Raw genomic sequence first — 13,777 nt, forward strand, 5'->3', positions numbered from 1 at the left:
AAAACCTTCTGCACGGATATTGAGCAATTTCGCTAAAAAGCCTTGCAGCAAAATCAACGACCTAATTGCATAAAATACTAATTTATAGTAAGTATAACAAGTTTATTTAGTTTATGAGCAGACCCTATTTATTAGAATCGAATTATGAAAGAGGTCTAATATGAAATGCATATTAAAACTTTTGACTCTACTGAACATTACAAAGGATAAAAACTCAAACCGAAGTACGCTATCAAAAAGGCAGATTGAGAAGACTAAAACACTGGTTTCGTGAATTGACAGAAATGCAAGTAGAAACTGTAGACCAGAACTTTAACAACTATCTGCAAAGCAAAACCAAGTATGACATTGACATATTTAAATCTTTTTTCCATCGAGTTGACAAAGTGATTGTGAAAGGTAGAATAACAAGCGACACTCAATTTTACGACGTTAACATAATGGTTGACCAACTTTGCCAAACAGTACCAGTTAACAATAAAAAAATAGAAATTTTAAACAAACTATTAATTGATTATGAACAACGTATATCACGTAAGCAAAGAAGGCAACCGCCTAACAGCACCTACCGAAAAGCCGGAGTTTTCGCACAAAAGCACGACAGGCTGTATTCCAAAGACATCCTAATTTATCGGGAGAGATTGTAGTTAATGAAAGTTTAGTTTTTCATCCCGATAATTGTGGGGGCAAACGTTATCCTAATAGCAGGACGACCAACCAACAAAAAAATAATTAACCATAAAAAATAAACAACATGGCACTAATACCAATTATCGGAATCATAATCGTAATTTTAATTTCAGGGTTACGCATTGCTCAAGAATACCAAAGAGCTATTGTATTTAGACTTGGACGATTTCAATGTGTAAAAGGGCCTGGACTTTATTGGTTAATTCCATTTATCGAAAGACAACAAAAAGTTGACATTCGGACTAAAACTGTAGACCTTGAACAACAAGAAACCATTACAAAAGATAGCGTAACAATAAAGGTTAATGCTGTTTTATGGTTTAAAATCACAAATCCTGAAGACGCTATTATTAAAGTCGCTGATTATAACAAAGCGGTATATCAATTTTCTGTTACAGCATTAAGAAACATTATTGGACAGCACTCATTAGACGAAGTTTTACGAGAAAGAGAACAAATCAATGGGACACTTCAAAAGATTGTTGACACTACAACTGAACCTTGGGGAATTAAAATTGAAATGGTGGAGATGAAAGATGTTGAAATTCCAGAAGCAATGCAAAGAGCAATGGCAAGAGAAGCAGAAGCTATAAGAGAGAAGAGAGCAAGAATTGTAAAAGCTGAAGCTGAATTGGAAGCGTCAATTAAATTGACACAAGGAGCAAAAGAAATGGAAGGTAGTCCAATTGCACTTGAGTTAAGACGGATGCAAATGCTATCTGAAATTGGTATTGACAACAATACTACTACCATTGTTTTAGTTCCATCAGACTTTACAAATGCAGCAAAGAGTTTCACTGAACTTGTGAATAAAAAGTAGAATGTTGAATAAGCCATATACCATCAACAGCACCTACCGAAAAGCCTGGGTATTATATCTAAATAGTGTGATAAAAAACTCCATGCTCATACTAAATAAACATCGTCGGTTCAATTCTTCCTCCTATATTTGCCAGTAAATATCAGAATTTATAATTGTAATAGTTGAGATTTTTTGCTTCTACTATCAATTAAAAAAGTACCAACACGATTGATAAAAACCATATATATATGCTGCATTTTAATATGCTCGATGTTAGGCTTAAATGCCTGTAGCAATGCAAATACCAATAGCCTTCATCCGAGATTACCGCATTTTAAGAGCCAATTAAAAAATACAGATAGTTGTATATTCTCGATTGAAGTAAAAGACGATACTTTCCTAATTAAAGACAATATTTCATTTGCATTGCTTTATGATATAAATGAGATTGAGACTTTTGTATACAAAGAAATTAAGAATGAAAATATTAATAAAAACTGCAGGTTTCCAATTCAGTTATTGATTGATTCGATGACACCATTTTCAGCTATTGATAAATTAGTCGAAGAGCTTGAATTATTGGGATTTCAGAGATTTTCTTTGAAAACTACAAGTGGATGTTTTGAAATCACCCTCCCTTATAAAAGTGAAAATATACAGTTGAATGTTGGTGCATTATATGGAGAGCATTTTAAAATTAGAAAAGATATAATAGCGAATTGTCGCGAAAAATTAGAGCCAATTACAAAACCAAATAATGGTGGCCCTGCAACCCCACCAGAACCACCAAAATTAGTGAAGATTGGGATTGAAGAGTCTTTGTATTCCGATTTAAATAATTACGACAGCTTGAAAAGCAAAAAATACGCACTGGTAGAATTTGAAGGTTCGCAACTGAGTTTAAATGGAAAGAACCATACAGCCATTGAATTTGCAATAGAATTGGAGAAAACTTCAGTAGTAATTATTAAACCAAGTAAAACAAATACTTATGCTGATTTAGTTAAATTATTGGAACTTGTGTTTGATGCTAGATTAAAACAAGAAAAAAAATTAAGCTTTACTATTTTAAGTTTAGCCGAACAATTATATATTGAAAGGTTAAAGTAGTTCAAACAAAATTAATATATATATTAAACCTAGCAAATTAAATTTTTGACTAAATGAAAATAACACTCTTATTAAGCTTCATTATTATTTCACTGAGCAATTCCTTCGGCCAAACAGGATACATCGAGGTTCAATCAGAGCCAGGGCTCTCCGTATATTTAAACAATGTGTACAAGGGAAAAACTACTGTTGAGTTGAGTGGATATATCATTCAAAAAGTCACCCCAGGAAAAAATATAATCCGAGTAGAAAAAGATGGTTATCAATCCTACGAGGACAATATCACGGTGAAAGCAGGTGAAGTATTTGTATATGTAGTAAAACCATTAACCAAAGAAATCGTTGATATAATTGAAAAGGAGAAAGAATTCATCTCTAAAAATAAAGTTGAATCACAAAAAGGCAAACTAATTATTCAATCTTTACCTAGTAAAATTTATATCACTATACCCCAAATTGAGAATGTAAATGATTACCTAAAAGCTGGCGAATGGGAGATGCCCAATATACCTGTTGGAAAGTATGATATCACTTTTACTTTTAATGAAACTGTAATCACCAAAACCTTTGAAATAAGTAAAAATGAAACCACGAATATATTTGTAAATATGCTTAGTGGGGAATATACTTCAAAATCGCTTAATGGCTACAGCAGCCTAATGAGCGAGGGACTCGCCTTTATGAAATCAGAAAAATATACAGCCGCCATCACTAAATTTGACGCAGCTTTAGTAATCAGAAATAATGATAAGGAAGCTACCAATCAAAAAAATATAGCTTTGGACGAAATTGCTTGGGACAATGCTTTTAGTTTATATACTATCCAATCGTTTGAAACCTATTTGAAAGGAAGTGCAAACAAGAAATATTATAGTGAAGCCCATACCAATATTAAAAATAAATTGGTAAAAACAGGCGAGAAGTACGCTAATGATATGGATATAATGAATATGGAACTATTCTTAAATAAATATTTGAGCAATTACCCAACAGGGGGAGATGTGGTGAAAGTAAAACAAATTATGTGCAACGCATATTACCGAAAGGGAAACTATGATGCACAAACAAAAACGAGTTATGCCCAAAAAGAAGCAGTTACTAATTACCAAAAGGCTGAAAAATTTTGTACCAATAAACCTGATTTAGATAATAAAATTAAAGTTGCTCGTCGTTTAGCCGCCAGATATGGCAGACCTGACAGATTCTTTTATTCGTATGCCTATCATCCAACTTGTAAAATAGGTTTTTCTTTTGGGTCTACCAATAACCAAACTGTTGGAGTTTATACTACTGCAAGGTGTAATGCTACAATTTTTAATAATTCGAACTCAAATGGTACGGTAGATAGCAAAGGCAAAGTTACAGGTGGACAATTTGAAAAGTGGGGTAATGACTGGCGTTTCAAAAATGAAAAACGTACAGGTACCTTCGAGCTGCTCGCTGGTATTACTAAAAAAATAGCTCATCCCCTATCTATATATTCTGGCATCGGTTTTTCTTATAATAGTGAAGCGTGGAAAATGGCTATCTACGATAATTTGGGCGACTATTATAATACTTATTGGGTAGCATCGGAGGTATCAAATACTTATTTTGCTTTTGAGACTGGACTAATAATGGATTTAAACGGCTTTCATTTAAGAACAGGAATTGCTACAAATAACTTTCAAGATGCACGATTAACTGTGGGCATCGGGATATCTGTGCAGCGGTAGTGAAAACATTTTAAATTTCGATTTTGATAAGTATATGAATTAAGCCCTACAAACATATAATATAATTGGAGAATGCATTCTCAAGGAATCCATGAATACAAATAAAATGAATATCACACCCTCCAATTGATTTACTGAACAATGAAGGACATCGCCATCAATAAATCCACCCTCAAATTCCTGAAGGACTTAGCCGCAAACAATAACCGAGAATGGTTCAATGCACATAAAGATATATATATACAATCGCAACAAAATATGACTGATGTTGTGGATCGATTAATTTTTGAAATGAACAAACATGATGCTATTGAAAATGAATCGGGCAAAAAAAGTTTGTATAGAATATATAATGATGTACGTTTCAGTAAAGACAAATCACCTTATAATGCTCGTTTTGCCTTTAGTTTACGCAGGGCAACCACACAAAAACGTGGTGGTTATTATATTAACATCAAACCTGGAAATTCCTATATAGCTTGTGGATTTTTTTCGCCCAATCCCGAAGATTTAAAACGTATTAGATTGGATATTGAGGCAAATTATTCTGACTGGAATAAATTATTAAAATCAAAAAACATTAAAGCCAATTTTGGGAATTTAAGAGGAGATGCCGTTGCTACTACCCCAAAAGGATTCGACATCAACCACCCTGCCATTGGCCTTCTACGTTACAAACAATTTATTTTGAGGCATGACCTTACAGATAAAGAAGTAGCAGCAGAAAGTTTCATAGAAGACATGAATCGCATATTAAAATCGGTGAGGCCTTTTTTCAATTATATGAGCGATGTGCTTACTACCGATTTGAATGGGGAAAGTATCATATAACGAAACGCGATTTATATTAGTCTAAAGGGACTAATCCCCCCGTATCCCGATAATTATCGGGATTAAGCGGGGCTTTAAGAATGGAACTCGGTATTCATTTTAAAATCTAATCCGCCACAGGCGGAGAACTATTATAGTTTAGGAAATGGTATCATTTTATGCGGTTACCAATGTAGCAATAAATTACTGAGTAAAGTAAATTTTTTTTATTGTACATAAACTGATACATTTGTATACCGATAAAAAAAAGGGTTTTACCATAAAACCTTGATATATAGTTAGCAAATACGAAAAATGCAACTATTTAACCCATTTAAAAAGTAACAAATATGACAAAAGCAGAATTTCTAAGACTAACCCCAGCAACCATTCAACATAAAACCTCCGGCTATGGTGAATTGAAAATTAGTAAGGATACCAAAGAGGAAAAAATAGTTGGGTATAAGCATAAAGACACTACAACCAGTGGTGGTACAACTGGTGCTTCGTGGGCTGATGTATTTGACAAATTAAGCAAATACTTGATCAAAGAAGGCTTTATGGAGAAATAATATTTCCCATTCTACTAAAAACATCACGTGCGATGAGCCGTGGTACTCGCTACTTTGTGAATCTTGTTTACTTAAGTAAGCGGTTTTTTTTCTTGCATCAACTTAACTAAAACTACGATAACAGCAGTTGCGATTAGCAAGTGAAGGAACTTTTAATTTTTTTTTTTTCGGCCAGACTATAAAAACGAAAGCTATAGTGCTATACATTAAAAATTGAGGAGCGTTACAACCCTGTAGACTCATTTGATCGCAACTTAACCCGCTGCCATTCCATAGACCTACTCATAGTGGGTATACCTGTATAGCCAACTATCATTAGAAATTGTCCGCCAATTAACACCATATTGCATTTATATTCTTTCCCATTCATGTGGTCGTATATTATACCTCCACGATAAGTGTCTTTACTTCCAAAAGTAAAGTGTCGCATCACCGTCATACCCATCAAAGAATCAGTATGCATTGAACTGTCAGGGTTCGTTTTATCGGTATATAATGTAGCTTTGTCATGTTTTGCTTGCAGCCACACAATTTTTCCAAAGTATGCACCGTCTTCATTAGATATTTGAAGTTTGGCCGTTTTCTCTTGATTGAACCAAACCCCAATTATTGAATCACCTTTCGATTGACCTTTTGCTAAGAGTGGGAAAGCCAATATCAAACAAACTATAATGCGTATCATGCTATTTATTTAAATTTTATTTAATAAGGGAATAATATATTATATTGACATCAGGTCACCTGTAATATCAACCTAGATAATGATGGTTGTATAATAGTTAATTCTGTCAATATTTTTAGTTCTGAATGCACTTAAACTTTATCGCAAAATGTAATACTTAATTTCGGGTTTTTATAAACAATACAGCTACTGTATGAAGTATTATAATAAGATAATCAATAGTATTATGATAAGGATAATTGCACCAGTTGAAAGATAAACTCCACCATTTATTTGCTTAAGCTTTTTCTTCTTGGCTTTAATTTCACTTCTAAGGTTTCCTTTTTCTGCCGAACTCAACTTTGATTTATCCATCTGTCTTATTTCATCAAGTCTGTACAACAGGCCACGGGCTTCTGCTTCCTCAGCAACAGGGTTTGCCTCAATGGCATTTGATGCCTTTGGTGCTTGTGCATTAATTTGCATGGGGTTGAAGGTAATAAGCAGTAATACTGCTGTAATACATAAAGTAAATTTTTTCATTATAATTATTTTTTAATTGGTTAGTGGGTAATATATGTTTCGAGAAATTTTAAAATTATATCCTATATGTGCCGTCAAATTATTTCACCAAAGTGAATATCCATGCTTCATTTCCATCGAAATACTGATATTTGAAATTAGATTTATCAAGATTTATAATAGTCAAAGTTTTTGTAGATTGTCCGTTTACACCGAATCGTGTTAATTTGTCCGTTTCGTTCCACAAATAACTACCACTTCCTGCTTTGTCATCGGGTTGTCCAGAGTAAATATACACGCCATCAGACGTATACATTTCGGTATAGGAATGCTTAGTCCAATTACTAGTTTCATCCTTTGAATCTTTAATTACACTTACGACCTTCCAGGTACCCACAATTCGTTTTTCATTGCTCCTTTTGCATGATATAATTGTAAAGGCCATAAAGGCGAGGAGACAAATTATAATATTATTTTTCATTTTAATTAGTATGATAGATTAATGTGGTGCAAAGATGGGTATGTTTCAATAATCAGTATTTACATAACGATAGTTATATGTTACATCATTCACATATTGGTTCACTTTGCTGGTGCAATTTTATCTCAGCAAAGGTGCTAAAGCATCATCTTTCATCGAGTGCATCTATTTTTTGGGGTCGTATATCGGACAGTTTATTTGTTAGACTGGCCTTCTGCCTTGAATAATGCGAAGTATAATCGCAATCACTGCTATAATAAGCAGAATATGAATGATACCTCCAGCATTATAGCCTATAAATCCTATTGCCCAAAATAATATTAATATTACTGCAATTCCATAAAGTAAATTTCCCATGATTGTAATTTTTTATTGGTTTTGTTAATTTGAAATAAAATAGATTATAATAAAATAATCAAGAGTATGATAATGAGCAATAACCCACCTGATATATAAATACCACCATTTAAATCGCTGAGTTTTTTCTTAATTGTAGACAACTCACCTTTTAGGTTTTTCTTTTCTTGATGACTAAGTTTAGATTTATCCATATGTCTTATTTCATCCAATCTGTATAATAATCCTCGGGCTTCAGCTTCCTCAGCGGCTGGGTTTGCCTCAATGGCATTTGATGCCTTGGGTGCTTGTGCATTTGCATGCATGGGGTTAAATGTAATAGACAGTAATACTGTTGCAATACATAAAGTAAATTTTTTCATTTTAATTATTGTTTAAGGGTTAGAGATAATATATATACTGTAATTATATAATACGCAGCATGAAATTACTTTACTAAATTAAATAGCAAGGTTTCAGTTCCATCGAAAAACTGGCATTTCAACTTGAATAATTATAGTACAAAAATGAAGGTTATCACAATTATGAGTGTTACATTACAATATAAAAATGTTACATCATTCACACATGGTGTGATAGTGTGCGGTTCCGAAGGATTGCAAAACTTAACCGCACTTTAAGTAGGTTCCGACGAATCGGAACACCTTTCAACACTACACCCTACTTCACGTATTTCATCACTACCTCGGCACTTGGTAGTGCAAACTTACTCCATTTTTTTACTATGGTAGATTTGTTGAAGAGTATAAAACCGGGATTGGAACGTATCATGCTTTTTACTTGCGTTCCATCCAAACTAAAAAAGGGAACTTGGGCAACTTTATATAATCTTAATATGCTATCGGTCATGTTCAAATCGGATCCAGTTAAGCCAATCACTTTTATTTTGCTCGTTTTTGTAAGCTCTGCAGCGGTCTTTGCAAATCTTTCTATATAACTTGGGTCTATGTCGGCCATATCCATGGTTATCATTACCAATTTATAGCCTTCCACATCGGTAATAATGTCTGTAAATTCATTTTTATCTTTATCATAAATCTTAAAATCATGAATTTCAGCTTTAGGGTCTTCGCGTAATACAATGGGTTCGCTGCGTGCACCATCAATTACCCAGTTGCTATCGATTAAGGGCAGTTCCGATATTTTGTTAATTTTTAATTTACCTATTTCTTGTTCCAATCCTGTCAATGATTTTGAATCTTCGGGAACTAAAACTGTATATTCTTTGACCTCGCCCGTTTTTTTATTTTTATAGTGATACGTAAATGCGGACACGCCTGGTTTAGAATCTTTGGGCACTTGCGAAAGTAGAGCGATATCATTCCCTACTTTATAAGGAAGAAAATCTTTAGCAGGCAAATACATATAGGTATAGATTGGAAATGCTACTGCAACAAATCCTGCAGTAAAACTGCATATACTACTTAGGGTACTGCTAAATATAGGTTTAATATCTTTGCGACGAATAAATATAATTATAATAAGAATTGTGAGCACTATGTCTTTGCTGAAAGATTGAAAAGGCGTGAGTTTGATAAAATCGCCAAAGCAACCGCAGTCGCTAAGAGCGTTTATCATTTCAGGCTTGCCCGCATCCATCATATTTGCTAACGGCTGTGAGAACCATGCTGTAGGATGTTCTTTGGCATAGTTGGCCAAGGCTGTATAACCCGTTAGCACATCGAAAAACAAAATCATCAATAACAATAGCCATGCGTTTACTTTACCCATGAAACCTATAATAAGCCATACGCCCATCATCACTTCGGCAATACATATAATAATTGATATGCCTACAGACCAAGGTTTGAAAAAAGTCCACCCAAATATATCAAAATACTCGTCCAACTTAAAACCAAATCCATGCGGGTCGTTTGCTTTAATAAAACCAGAGAATATAAATAAACAGCCAACGATAATGCGGCAAATCCAAGTGATGGTGACTTTTTTATTCATAAATATATATAATTATTTAGATTCTTCATCCAGTTTTATTAAAGCGAATATGGCATAGTTTATCATATCCATTAGGTTCGACTCCACTCCTTCCGAAGCTTGCGTTTTGCCATCGTTATCATTTATTTGGCTTATACGTAGTAACCTTACCAACATCATATCGGTAAACGTGCTCACCCGCATATCACGCCAAGCTTCACCATAGTCACTGTTTTTGGCTTGCATCAAACTGCGGGTTTCATTCAGTGTATTATTATATAGTTTGGTCAATTCATCAATGGGCAGCTCTTTTTCATAATCATTTCCCATTTGCAATTGTATAAGAGCAATGGCACAATAATTCACGATGCCCATAAATTCCGATTCCACCCCTTCGTCTACCGCAGTGTTTCCTTTTTCCTCAATGGTTCTTATCCTTTTTGCTTTAATAAATATTTGATCGTAGATGCTTGAGGGACGGAGTATCCGCCACGAGGTACCGTAGTCCCTATTTTTGGCTGTGAAAATGCTTCTGCATTTTTCTACTATCGAATCGTATTGTGCTAATGTGTCCATGTGTAAATTTGCAGCAAATTAAATCTATAAACCCCAATAACATGTTCATCAATTGCAAAGGCCAACTAATAGACCTCACAAAACCCTGTGTGATGGGCATTATAAACACCACACCCGATTCATTTTATACTTTGAGCCGCACCCAATTAGTAGATGATGCCCTAAAATTGGCCGAACAAATGCTAAACGAAGGTGCTACATTTATTGATGTGGGCGGGCAATCGACAAGGCCAGGTGCTGAGGCGATAAACGAAGAAGAAGAGCTGCAAAGGGTAATACCTATAATAGAAGCAATTGCTGGGGCATTCCCTAAAAGTTTTATCAGTATTGATACTTATTATGCTAAAGTAGCTCATGAAGCTGTGAATGCTGGTGCTTGCATGGTGAATGATATCTCCGCAGGCGATGATGATGTGCAAATGCTTGATACGGTTTCGAAGCTGAAAGTTCCCTACATAAGCATGCACAAAAAAGGCAAACCACAAACCATGAAAGATGAGGCCAATTATACCGATGTGGCTTTGGAAGTATTCGACTATTTAGCTACCAAGCTTGTACAGCTAAGGGCCCAAGGCGTTTGCGACATTATCATTGATCCAGGTTTTGGCTTCGGTAAAACTATAGAACATAACTTTGAACTGATACACAAGCTCAAGGTTTTTAAACAATTGGAAGTTCCCTTGCTCATCGGCATCTCTCGCAAAAGTATGATTTGGAAAACCCTCGACTCCACTCCAGAAAATGCATTACACGGAACTACGACACTTAATACCCTAGCCCTATTACAAGGTGCAAATATTTTAAGAGTGCATGATGTGAAACCAGCAATGGATTGTATAAAAATGATGGGGAAGTATGGGGTGTCAGTATAACAGTTAACATGGTACTTATTAATTGTTGGTGGATAAACCTGACAGCACTTGTGAAATTAAAATGGCCTAAATTGCCAAGCGTTTTCGCAATCAACAAATATTATAACCATAAATATAAAAAATTATGTCAATTAGATTAGGAGATGAAGCTCCAAACTTTACCGCTCAAACTAGTATGGGCGAAATTAATTTCCACGAATTCCTCGGCAATAGCTGGTGCGTTTTATTTTCTCACCCTGCCGATTTTACACCTGTTTGTACCACAGAATTGGGAATGACTGCCAAATTAAAAGATGAATTTGAAAAGCGTAATGTAAAAGCTATTGCGGTGAGTGTTGATCCGCTTGAAAGCCACATCGATTGGATAAAAGACATTAACGAAACACAAAATTGCACGGTAAATTTCCCCATTATTGCCGATCCTGAGCGTGAAGTTGCCATGTTATATGATATGATTCATCCCAATGCCAGTGAAAAAACAACGGTACGTTCTTTATTTATTATTGGCCCCGACAAAAAAGTGAAATTGATGATTATTTATCCTGCATCAACAGGAAGAAATTTTGATGAAGTTTTACGCGTAATCGATTCATTGCAATTAACTGCAAACTATAGTGTTGCCACCCCTGCCAATTGGAAATATGGTGAAGATGTTATTATAATTCCTGCTGTAAAGGATGAAGATATTCCTACAAAATTCCCAAAAGGTCATACCCGTATTAAACCTTATCTGAGAACTACGCCGCAACCAAATTTATAATAGAATACAGCTTGATTTCTCTGTGATTTCTACAACTCACAATCATTGCGATTTGTGGGGAAACAAACCGATGGCAATGTCAGTCTGACCCGATAACTATGAGGACAGACTGACAGCAACAGACAGCGGCCGCATGAGGGATAGAAGCGGAAATCCTTTTTGCTTTTTTTGCAAAAAGATTGCAGCGGATAGCCCGACCCACGCTTCGTGGGGCATGCCCAAATAAAAAAGCCGCACTATGATAGTACGGCTTTTTGTTATATTGTTTCGGCTGGTGGGGACACCTAGCCGAGGGTAGGTCGTCATCATGTTAGCCGCTGAAAATGGCGTAAGCAACATTAACAATTCACTCCGCCGCGGCGGGAACCATTAATTCCCAAGTCTGCTTTTCAAATTCACATCCAATGCATCCAAAAATTCTTCGGTATATAAATAGTGTTCGCCATGGTTTACTTTGTTACCATGTATACAAACTGCTAGGTCTTTGGTCATTTTGCCACTCTCTACAGTCTCTACGCACACTTGCTCAAGTGCATGACAGAAATTAATTAACTCCGCATTATTATCCAATTTGCCGCGGAACTCAAGTCCACGTGTCCACGCGAAGATGCTTGCTATAGGATTGGTACTAGTTGGTTTGCCTGCTTGGTGATCGCGATAGTGACGTGTAACTGTACCATGAGCAGCTTCTGCTTCCATTACTTTTCCATCGGGAGTTATTAAAGTTGAAGTCATTAAACCTAATGAACCGAAACCTTGGGCAACGGTATCACTTTGCACATCGCCATCATAGTTTTTACAAGCCCATACAAAGTTACCATTCCATTTAAGTGCCGAGGCAACCATATCATCAATTAAACGATGCTCGTACACAATGCCTGCTGCAAGGAATTGTGCTTTATAGTCTTTCTGATATATCTCCTCGAAAATATCTTTGAAACGACCATCATACTTTTTAAGAATTGTATTTTTGGTTGAAAGATATAAAGGCCATTTTTTAGCCAATGCGGTATTGAAACATGAATGAGCAAAACCTATAATACTTTCGTCGGTATTATACATAGTTAATGCTACACCATCGCCTTTAAAGTTATATACTTCGTGCTCGATAACTTGTCCATCTTCGCCTTCAAATTTTACGGTTAATTTTCCTTTTCCTTTAGTTACAAAATCGGTTGCACGATACTGGTCGCCAAAAGCGTGACGGCCGATACATATAGGAGCTGTCCAGTTAGGAACTAAACGGGGAACATTATTACACAAAATGGGCTCACGAAAAACGGTACCATCTAATATATTGCGGATAGTGCCATTGGGGCTCTTCCACATTTGTTTCAATTTGAATTCTTCTACACGAGCTTCATCGGGGGTGATGGTAGCACATTTAATTCCTACACCATACTGTCTGATTGCATTAGCTGCATCGATGGTAACTTGGTCGTTGGTTTCGTCACGATATTCCATACCAAGGTCGTAGTATTTGATATCTACATCCAAATATGGGAGTATGAGTTTTTCTTTAATAAACTTCCAGATGATGCGGGTCATTTCATCGCCATCTAGCTCTACTACTGGGTTTGCAACTTTTATTTTGTTCATGGGGTATTGTTAATTTTGGTGCAAAGGTAAGTGAAGGAGCGGGATTTGGAAAGTGTAGGTTGGATGTTTGGGTTATACCAAAATTGGAATCTCTTAAAATATTTTTAAAAAGCAATAAAAATTGCATCTAAGTAAGATGGAACTTTTATAATCTAAAAAAATAAGCTTAAATTTCCATTGTAAAAATGGACAATTCATACATCGTATTTAATGAATTAGACCTCTTTCATAATTCGATTCTAATAAATATAAAGGTTTGAAACACGAATTTTAAAACTTAGAATGCTGCCCTTTTTTATTTACAGCAGTCCGCTG

Annotated in this window: 16 protein-coding genes; 8 read left to right on the top strand and 8 right to left on the bottom strand. The window is 35.3% G+C overall.

Features of this window, described 5'->3' with window-relative positions; genetic code table 11:
- Window positions 1-245 precede the first annotated feature (245 nt).
- The 6 genes from SGJ10_06625 (at window position 246) to SGJ10_06650 (ending at window position 5,699) form a co-directional block, all read left to right on the top strand.
- Window positions 246-647: a hypothetical protein gene (locus SGJ10_06625; protein ID MDZ4757799.1), complete on the top strand. Its 402-nt coding sequence runs from the start codon at window positions 246-248 to the stop codon at window positions 645-647.
- A gap of 107 nt (window positions 648-754) precedes the next feature.
- Window positions 755-1,510 carry a slipin family protein gene (locus SGJ10_06630; GenBank protein MDZ4757800.1) on the top strand — a complete coding sequence of 252 codons (756 nt, stop codon included), beginning with the start codon at window positions 755-757 and terminating at the stop codon, window positions 1,508-1,510.
- A gap of 408 nt (window positions 1,511-1,918) precedes the next feature.
- Window positions 1,919-2,602 (top strand): hypothetical protein, encoded by a 684-nt coding sequence (locus SGJ10_06635; GenBank protein MDZ4757801.1) that lies wholly within the window; start codon window positions 1,919-1,921, stop codon window positions 2,600-2,602.
- Window positions 2,603-2,655: 53 nt separating this feature from the next.
- On the top strand, window positions 2,656-4,317 hold the full coding sequence (locus SGJ10_06640) for a PEGA domain-containing protein (protein ID MDZ4757802.1): 1,662 nt from the start codon (window positions 2,656-2,658) through the stop codon (window positions 4,315-4,317).
- Window positions 4,318-4,458: 141 nt separating this feature from the next.
- Complete coding sequence (locus SGJ10_06645; protein ID MDZ4757803.1) at window positions 4,459-5,148, top strand: DUF2461 domain-containing protein; 690 nt, start codon at window positions 4,459-4,461, stop codon at window positions 5,146-5,148.
- Between the two features lie 329 nt (window positions 5,149-5,477).
- Window positions 5,478-5,699 carry a hypothetical protein gene (locus SGJ10_06650; protein ID MDZ4757804.1) on the top strand — a complete coding sequence of 74 codons (222 nt, stop codon included), beginning with the start codon at window positions 5,478-5,480 and terminating at the stop codon, window positions 5,697-5,699.
- A gap of 223 nt (window positions 5,700-5,922) precedes the next feature.
- Here the strand turns inward: SGJ10_06650 and SGJ10_06655 are convergent, their stop codons facing one another.
- The 7 genes from SGJ10_06655 to SGJ10_06685 all read right to left on the bottom strand — a co-directional run bounded on the left by SGJ10_06655 (window position 5,923) and on the right by SGJ10_06685 (window position 10,231).
- Window positions 5,923-6,381 (bottom strand): DUF2147 domain-containing protein, encoded by a 459-nt coding sequence (locus tag SGJ10_06655; protein MDZ4757805.1) that lies wholly within the window; start codon window positions 6,379-6,381, stop codon window positions 5,923-5,925.
- Between the two features lie 201 nt (window positions 6,382-6,582).
- On the bottom strand, window positions 6,583-6,903 hold the full coding sequence (locus SGJ10_06660) for a hypothetical protein (GenBank protein ID MDZ4757806.1): 321 nt from the start codon (window positions 6,901-6,903) through the stop codon (window positions 6,583-6,585).
- A gap of 79 nt (window positions 6,904-6,982) precedes the next feature.
- Window positions 6,983-7,363, bottom strand: a complete 381-nt coding sequence (locus SGJ10_06665; protein ID MDZ4757807.1) for a hypothetical protein — start codon at window positions 7,361-7,363, stop codon at window positions 6,983-6,985.
- A gap of 201 nt (window positions 7,364-7,564) precedes the next feature.
- Entirely contained in the window at window positions 7,565-7,720 is a 156-nt protein-coding gene (locus SGJ10_06670) for a lmo0937 family membrane protein (protein ID MDZ4757808.1), read from the bottom strand.
- A 44-nt stretch (window positions 7,721-7,764) separates the two neighbouring features.
- Complete coding sequence (locus tag SGJ10_06675; GenBank protein ID MDZ4757809.1) at window positions 7,765-8,082, bottom strand: hypothetical protein; 318 nt, start codon at window positions 8,080-8,082, stop codon at window positions 7,765-7,767.
- A gap of 298 nt (window positions 8,083-8,380) precedes the next feature.
- Window positions 8,381-9,676: a DoxX family protein gene (locus SGJ10_06680; protein MDZ4757810.1), complete on the bottom strand. Its 1,296-nt coding sequence runs from the start codon at window positions 9,674-9,676 to the stop codon at window positions 8,381-8,383.
- Between the two features lie 12 nt (window positions 9,677-9,688).
- Window positions 9,689-10,231 (bottom strand): DUF1599 domain-containing protein, encoded by a 543-nt coding sequence (locus SGJ10_06685; protein MDZ4757811.1) that lies wholly within the window; start codon window positions 10,229-10,231, stop codon window positions 9,689-9,691.
- 41 nt (window positions 10,232-10,272) lie between these two features.
- On the opposite strand from SGJ10_06685, the gene folP reads away from it, so the two are divergent.
- Together folP and SGJ10_06695 are read left to right on the top strand one after the other, a co-directional pair.
- Window positions 10,273-11,103, top strand: coding sequence for a dihydropteroate synthase (folP, locus tag SGJ10_06690; protein ID MDZ4757812.1), 831 nt, complete (start codon window positions 10,273-10,275; stop codon window positions 11,101-11,103).
- A 124-nt stretch (window positions 11,104-11,227) separates the two neighbouring features.
- Window positions 11,228-11,863 carry a peroxiredoxin gene (locus tag SGJ10_06695; GenBank protein MDZ4757813.1) on the top strand — a complete coding sequence of 212 codons (636 nt, stop codon included), beginning with the start codon at window positions 11,228-11,230 and terminating at the stop codon, window positions 11,861-11,863.
- Window positions 11,864-12,232: 369 nt separating this feature from the next.
- On the opposite strand, the gene SGJ10_06700 is transcribed toward SGJ10_06695, so the two are convergent.
- Window positions 12,233-13,462, bottom strand: a complete 1,230-nt coding sequence (locus SGJ10_06700; GenBank protein MDZ4757814.1) for an NADP-dependent isocitrate dehydrogenase — start codon at window positions 13,460-13,462, stop codon at window positions 12,233-12,235.
- Window positions 13,463-13,777 lie beyond the last annotated feature (315 nt).

It is taken from the genome of Bacteroidota bacterium (genome assembly GCA_034439655.1).
Taxonomy (GTDB): Bacteria; Bacteroidota; Bacteroidia; order UKL13-3; family UKL13-3; genus CANJUD01.

What these genes read in the sequence shown, in the direction of transcription:
- folP (MDZ4757812.1), top strand. Translation starts at nt 10,273, where the DNA reads ATGTTCATCAATTGCAAAGGCCAACTAATAGACCTCACAAAACCCTGT.
- SGJ10_06675 (MDZ4757809.1), bottom strand. Translation starts at nt 8,082, where the DNA reads ATGAAAAAATTTACTTTATGTATTGCAACAGTATTACTGTCTATTACA.
- SGJ10_06665 (MDZ4757807.1), bottom strand. Translation starts at nt 7,363, where the DNA reads ATGAAAAATAATATTATAATTTGTCTCCTCGCCTTTATGGCCTTTACA.
- SGJ10_06685 (MDZ4757811.1), bottom strand. Translation starts at nt 10,231, where the DNA reads ATGGACACATTAGCACAATACGATTCGATAGTAGAAAAATGCAGAAGC.
- SGJ10_06655 (MDZ4757805.1), bottom strand. Translation starts at nt 6,381, where the DNA reads ATGATACGCATTATAGTTTGTTTGATATTGGCTTTCCCACTCTTAGCA.
- SGJ10_06680 (MDZ4757810.1), bottom strand. Translation starts at nt 9,676, where the DNA reads ATGAATAAAAAAGTCACCATCACTTGGATTTGCCGCATTATCGTTGGC.
- SGJ10_06645 (MDZ4757803.1), top strand. Translation starts at nt 4,459, where the DNA reads ATGAAGGACATCGCCATCAATAAATCCACCCTCAAATTCCTGAAGGAC.
- SGJ10_06630 (MDZ4757800.1), top strand. Translation starts at nt 755, where the DNA reads ATGGCACTAATACCAATTATCGGAATCATAATCGTAATTTTAATTTCA.
- SGJ10_06650 (MDZ4757804.1), top strand. Translation starts at nt 5,478, where the DNA reads ATGACAAAAGCAGAATTTCTAAGACTAACCCCAGCAACCATTCAACAT.
- SGJ10_06700 (MDZ4757814.1), bottom strand. Translation starts at nt 13,462, where the DNA reads ATGAACAAAATAAAAGTTGCAAACCCAGTAGTAGAGCTAGATGGCGAT.
- SGJ10_06670 (MDZ4757808.1), bottom strand. Translation starts at nt 7,720, where the DNA reads ATGGGAAATTTACTTTATGGAATTGCAGTAATATTAATATTATTTTGG.
- SGJ10_06640 (MDZ4757802.1), top strand. Translation starts at nt 2,656, where the DNA reads ATGAAAATAACACTCTTATTAAGCTTCATTATTATTTCACTGAGCAAT.
- SGJ10_06695 (MDZ4757813.1), top strand. Translation starts at nt 11,228, where the DNA reads ATGTCAATTAGATTAGGAGATGAAGCTCCAAACTTTACCGCTCAAACT.
- SGJ10_06660 (MDZ4757806.1), bottom strand. Translation starts at nt 6,903, where the DNA reads ATGAAAAAATTTACTTTATGTATTACAGCAGTATTACTGCTTATTACC.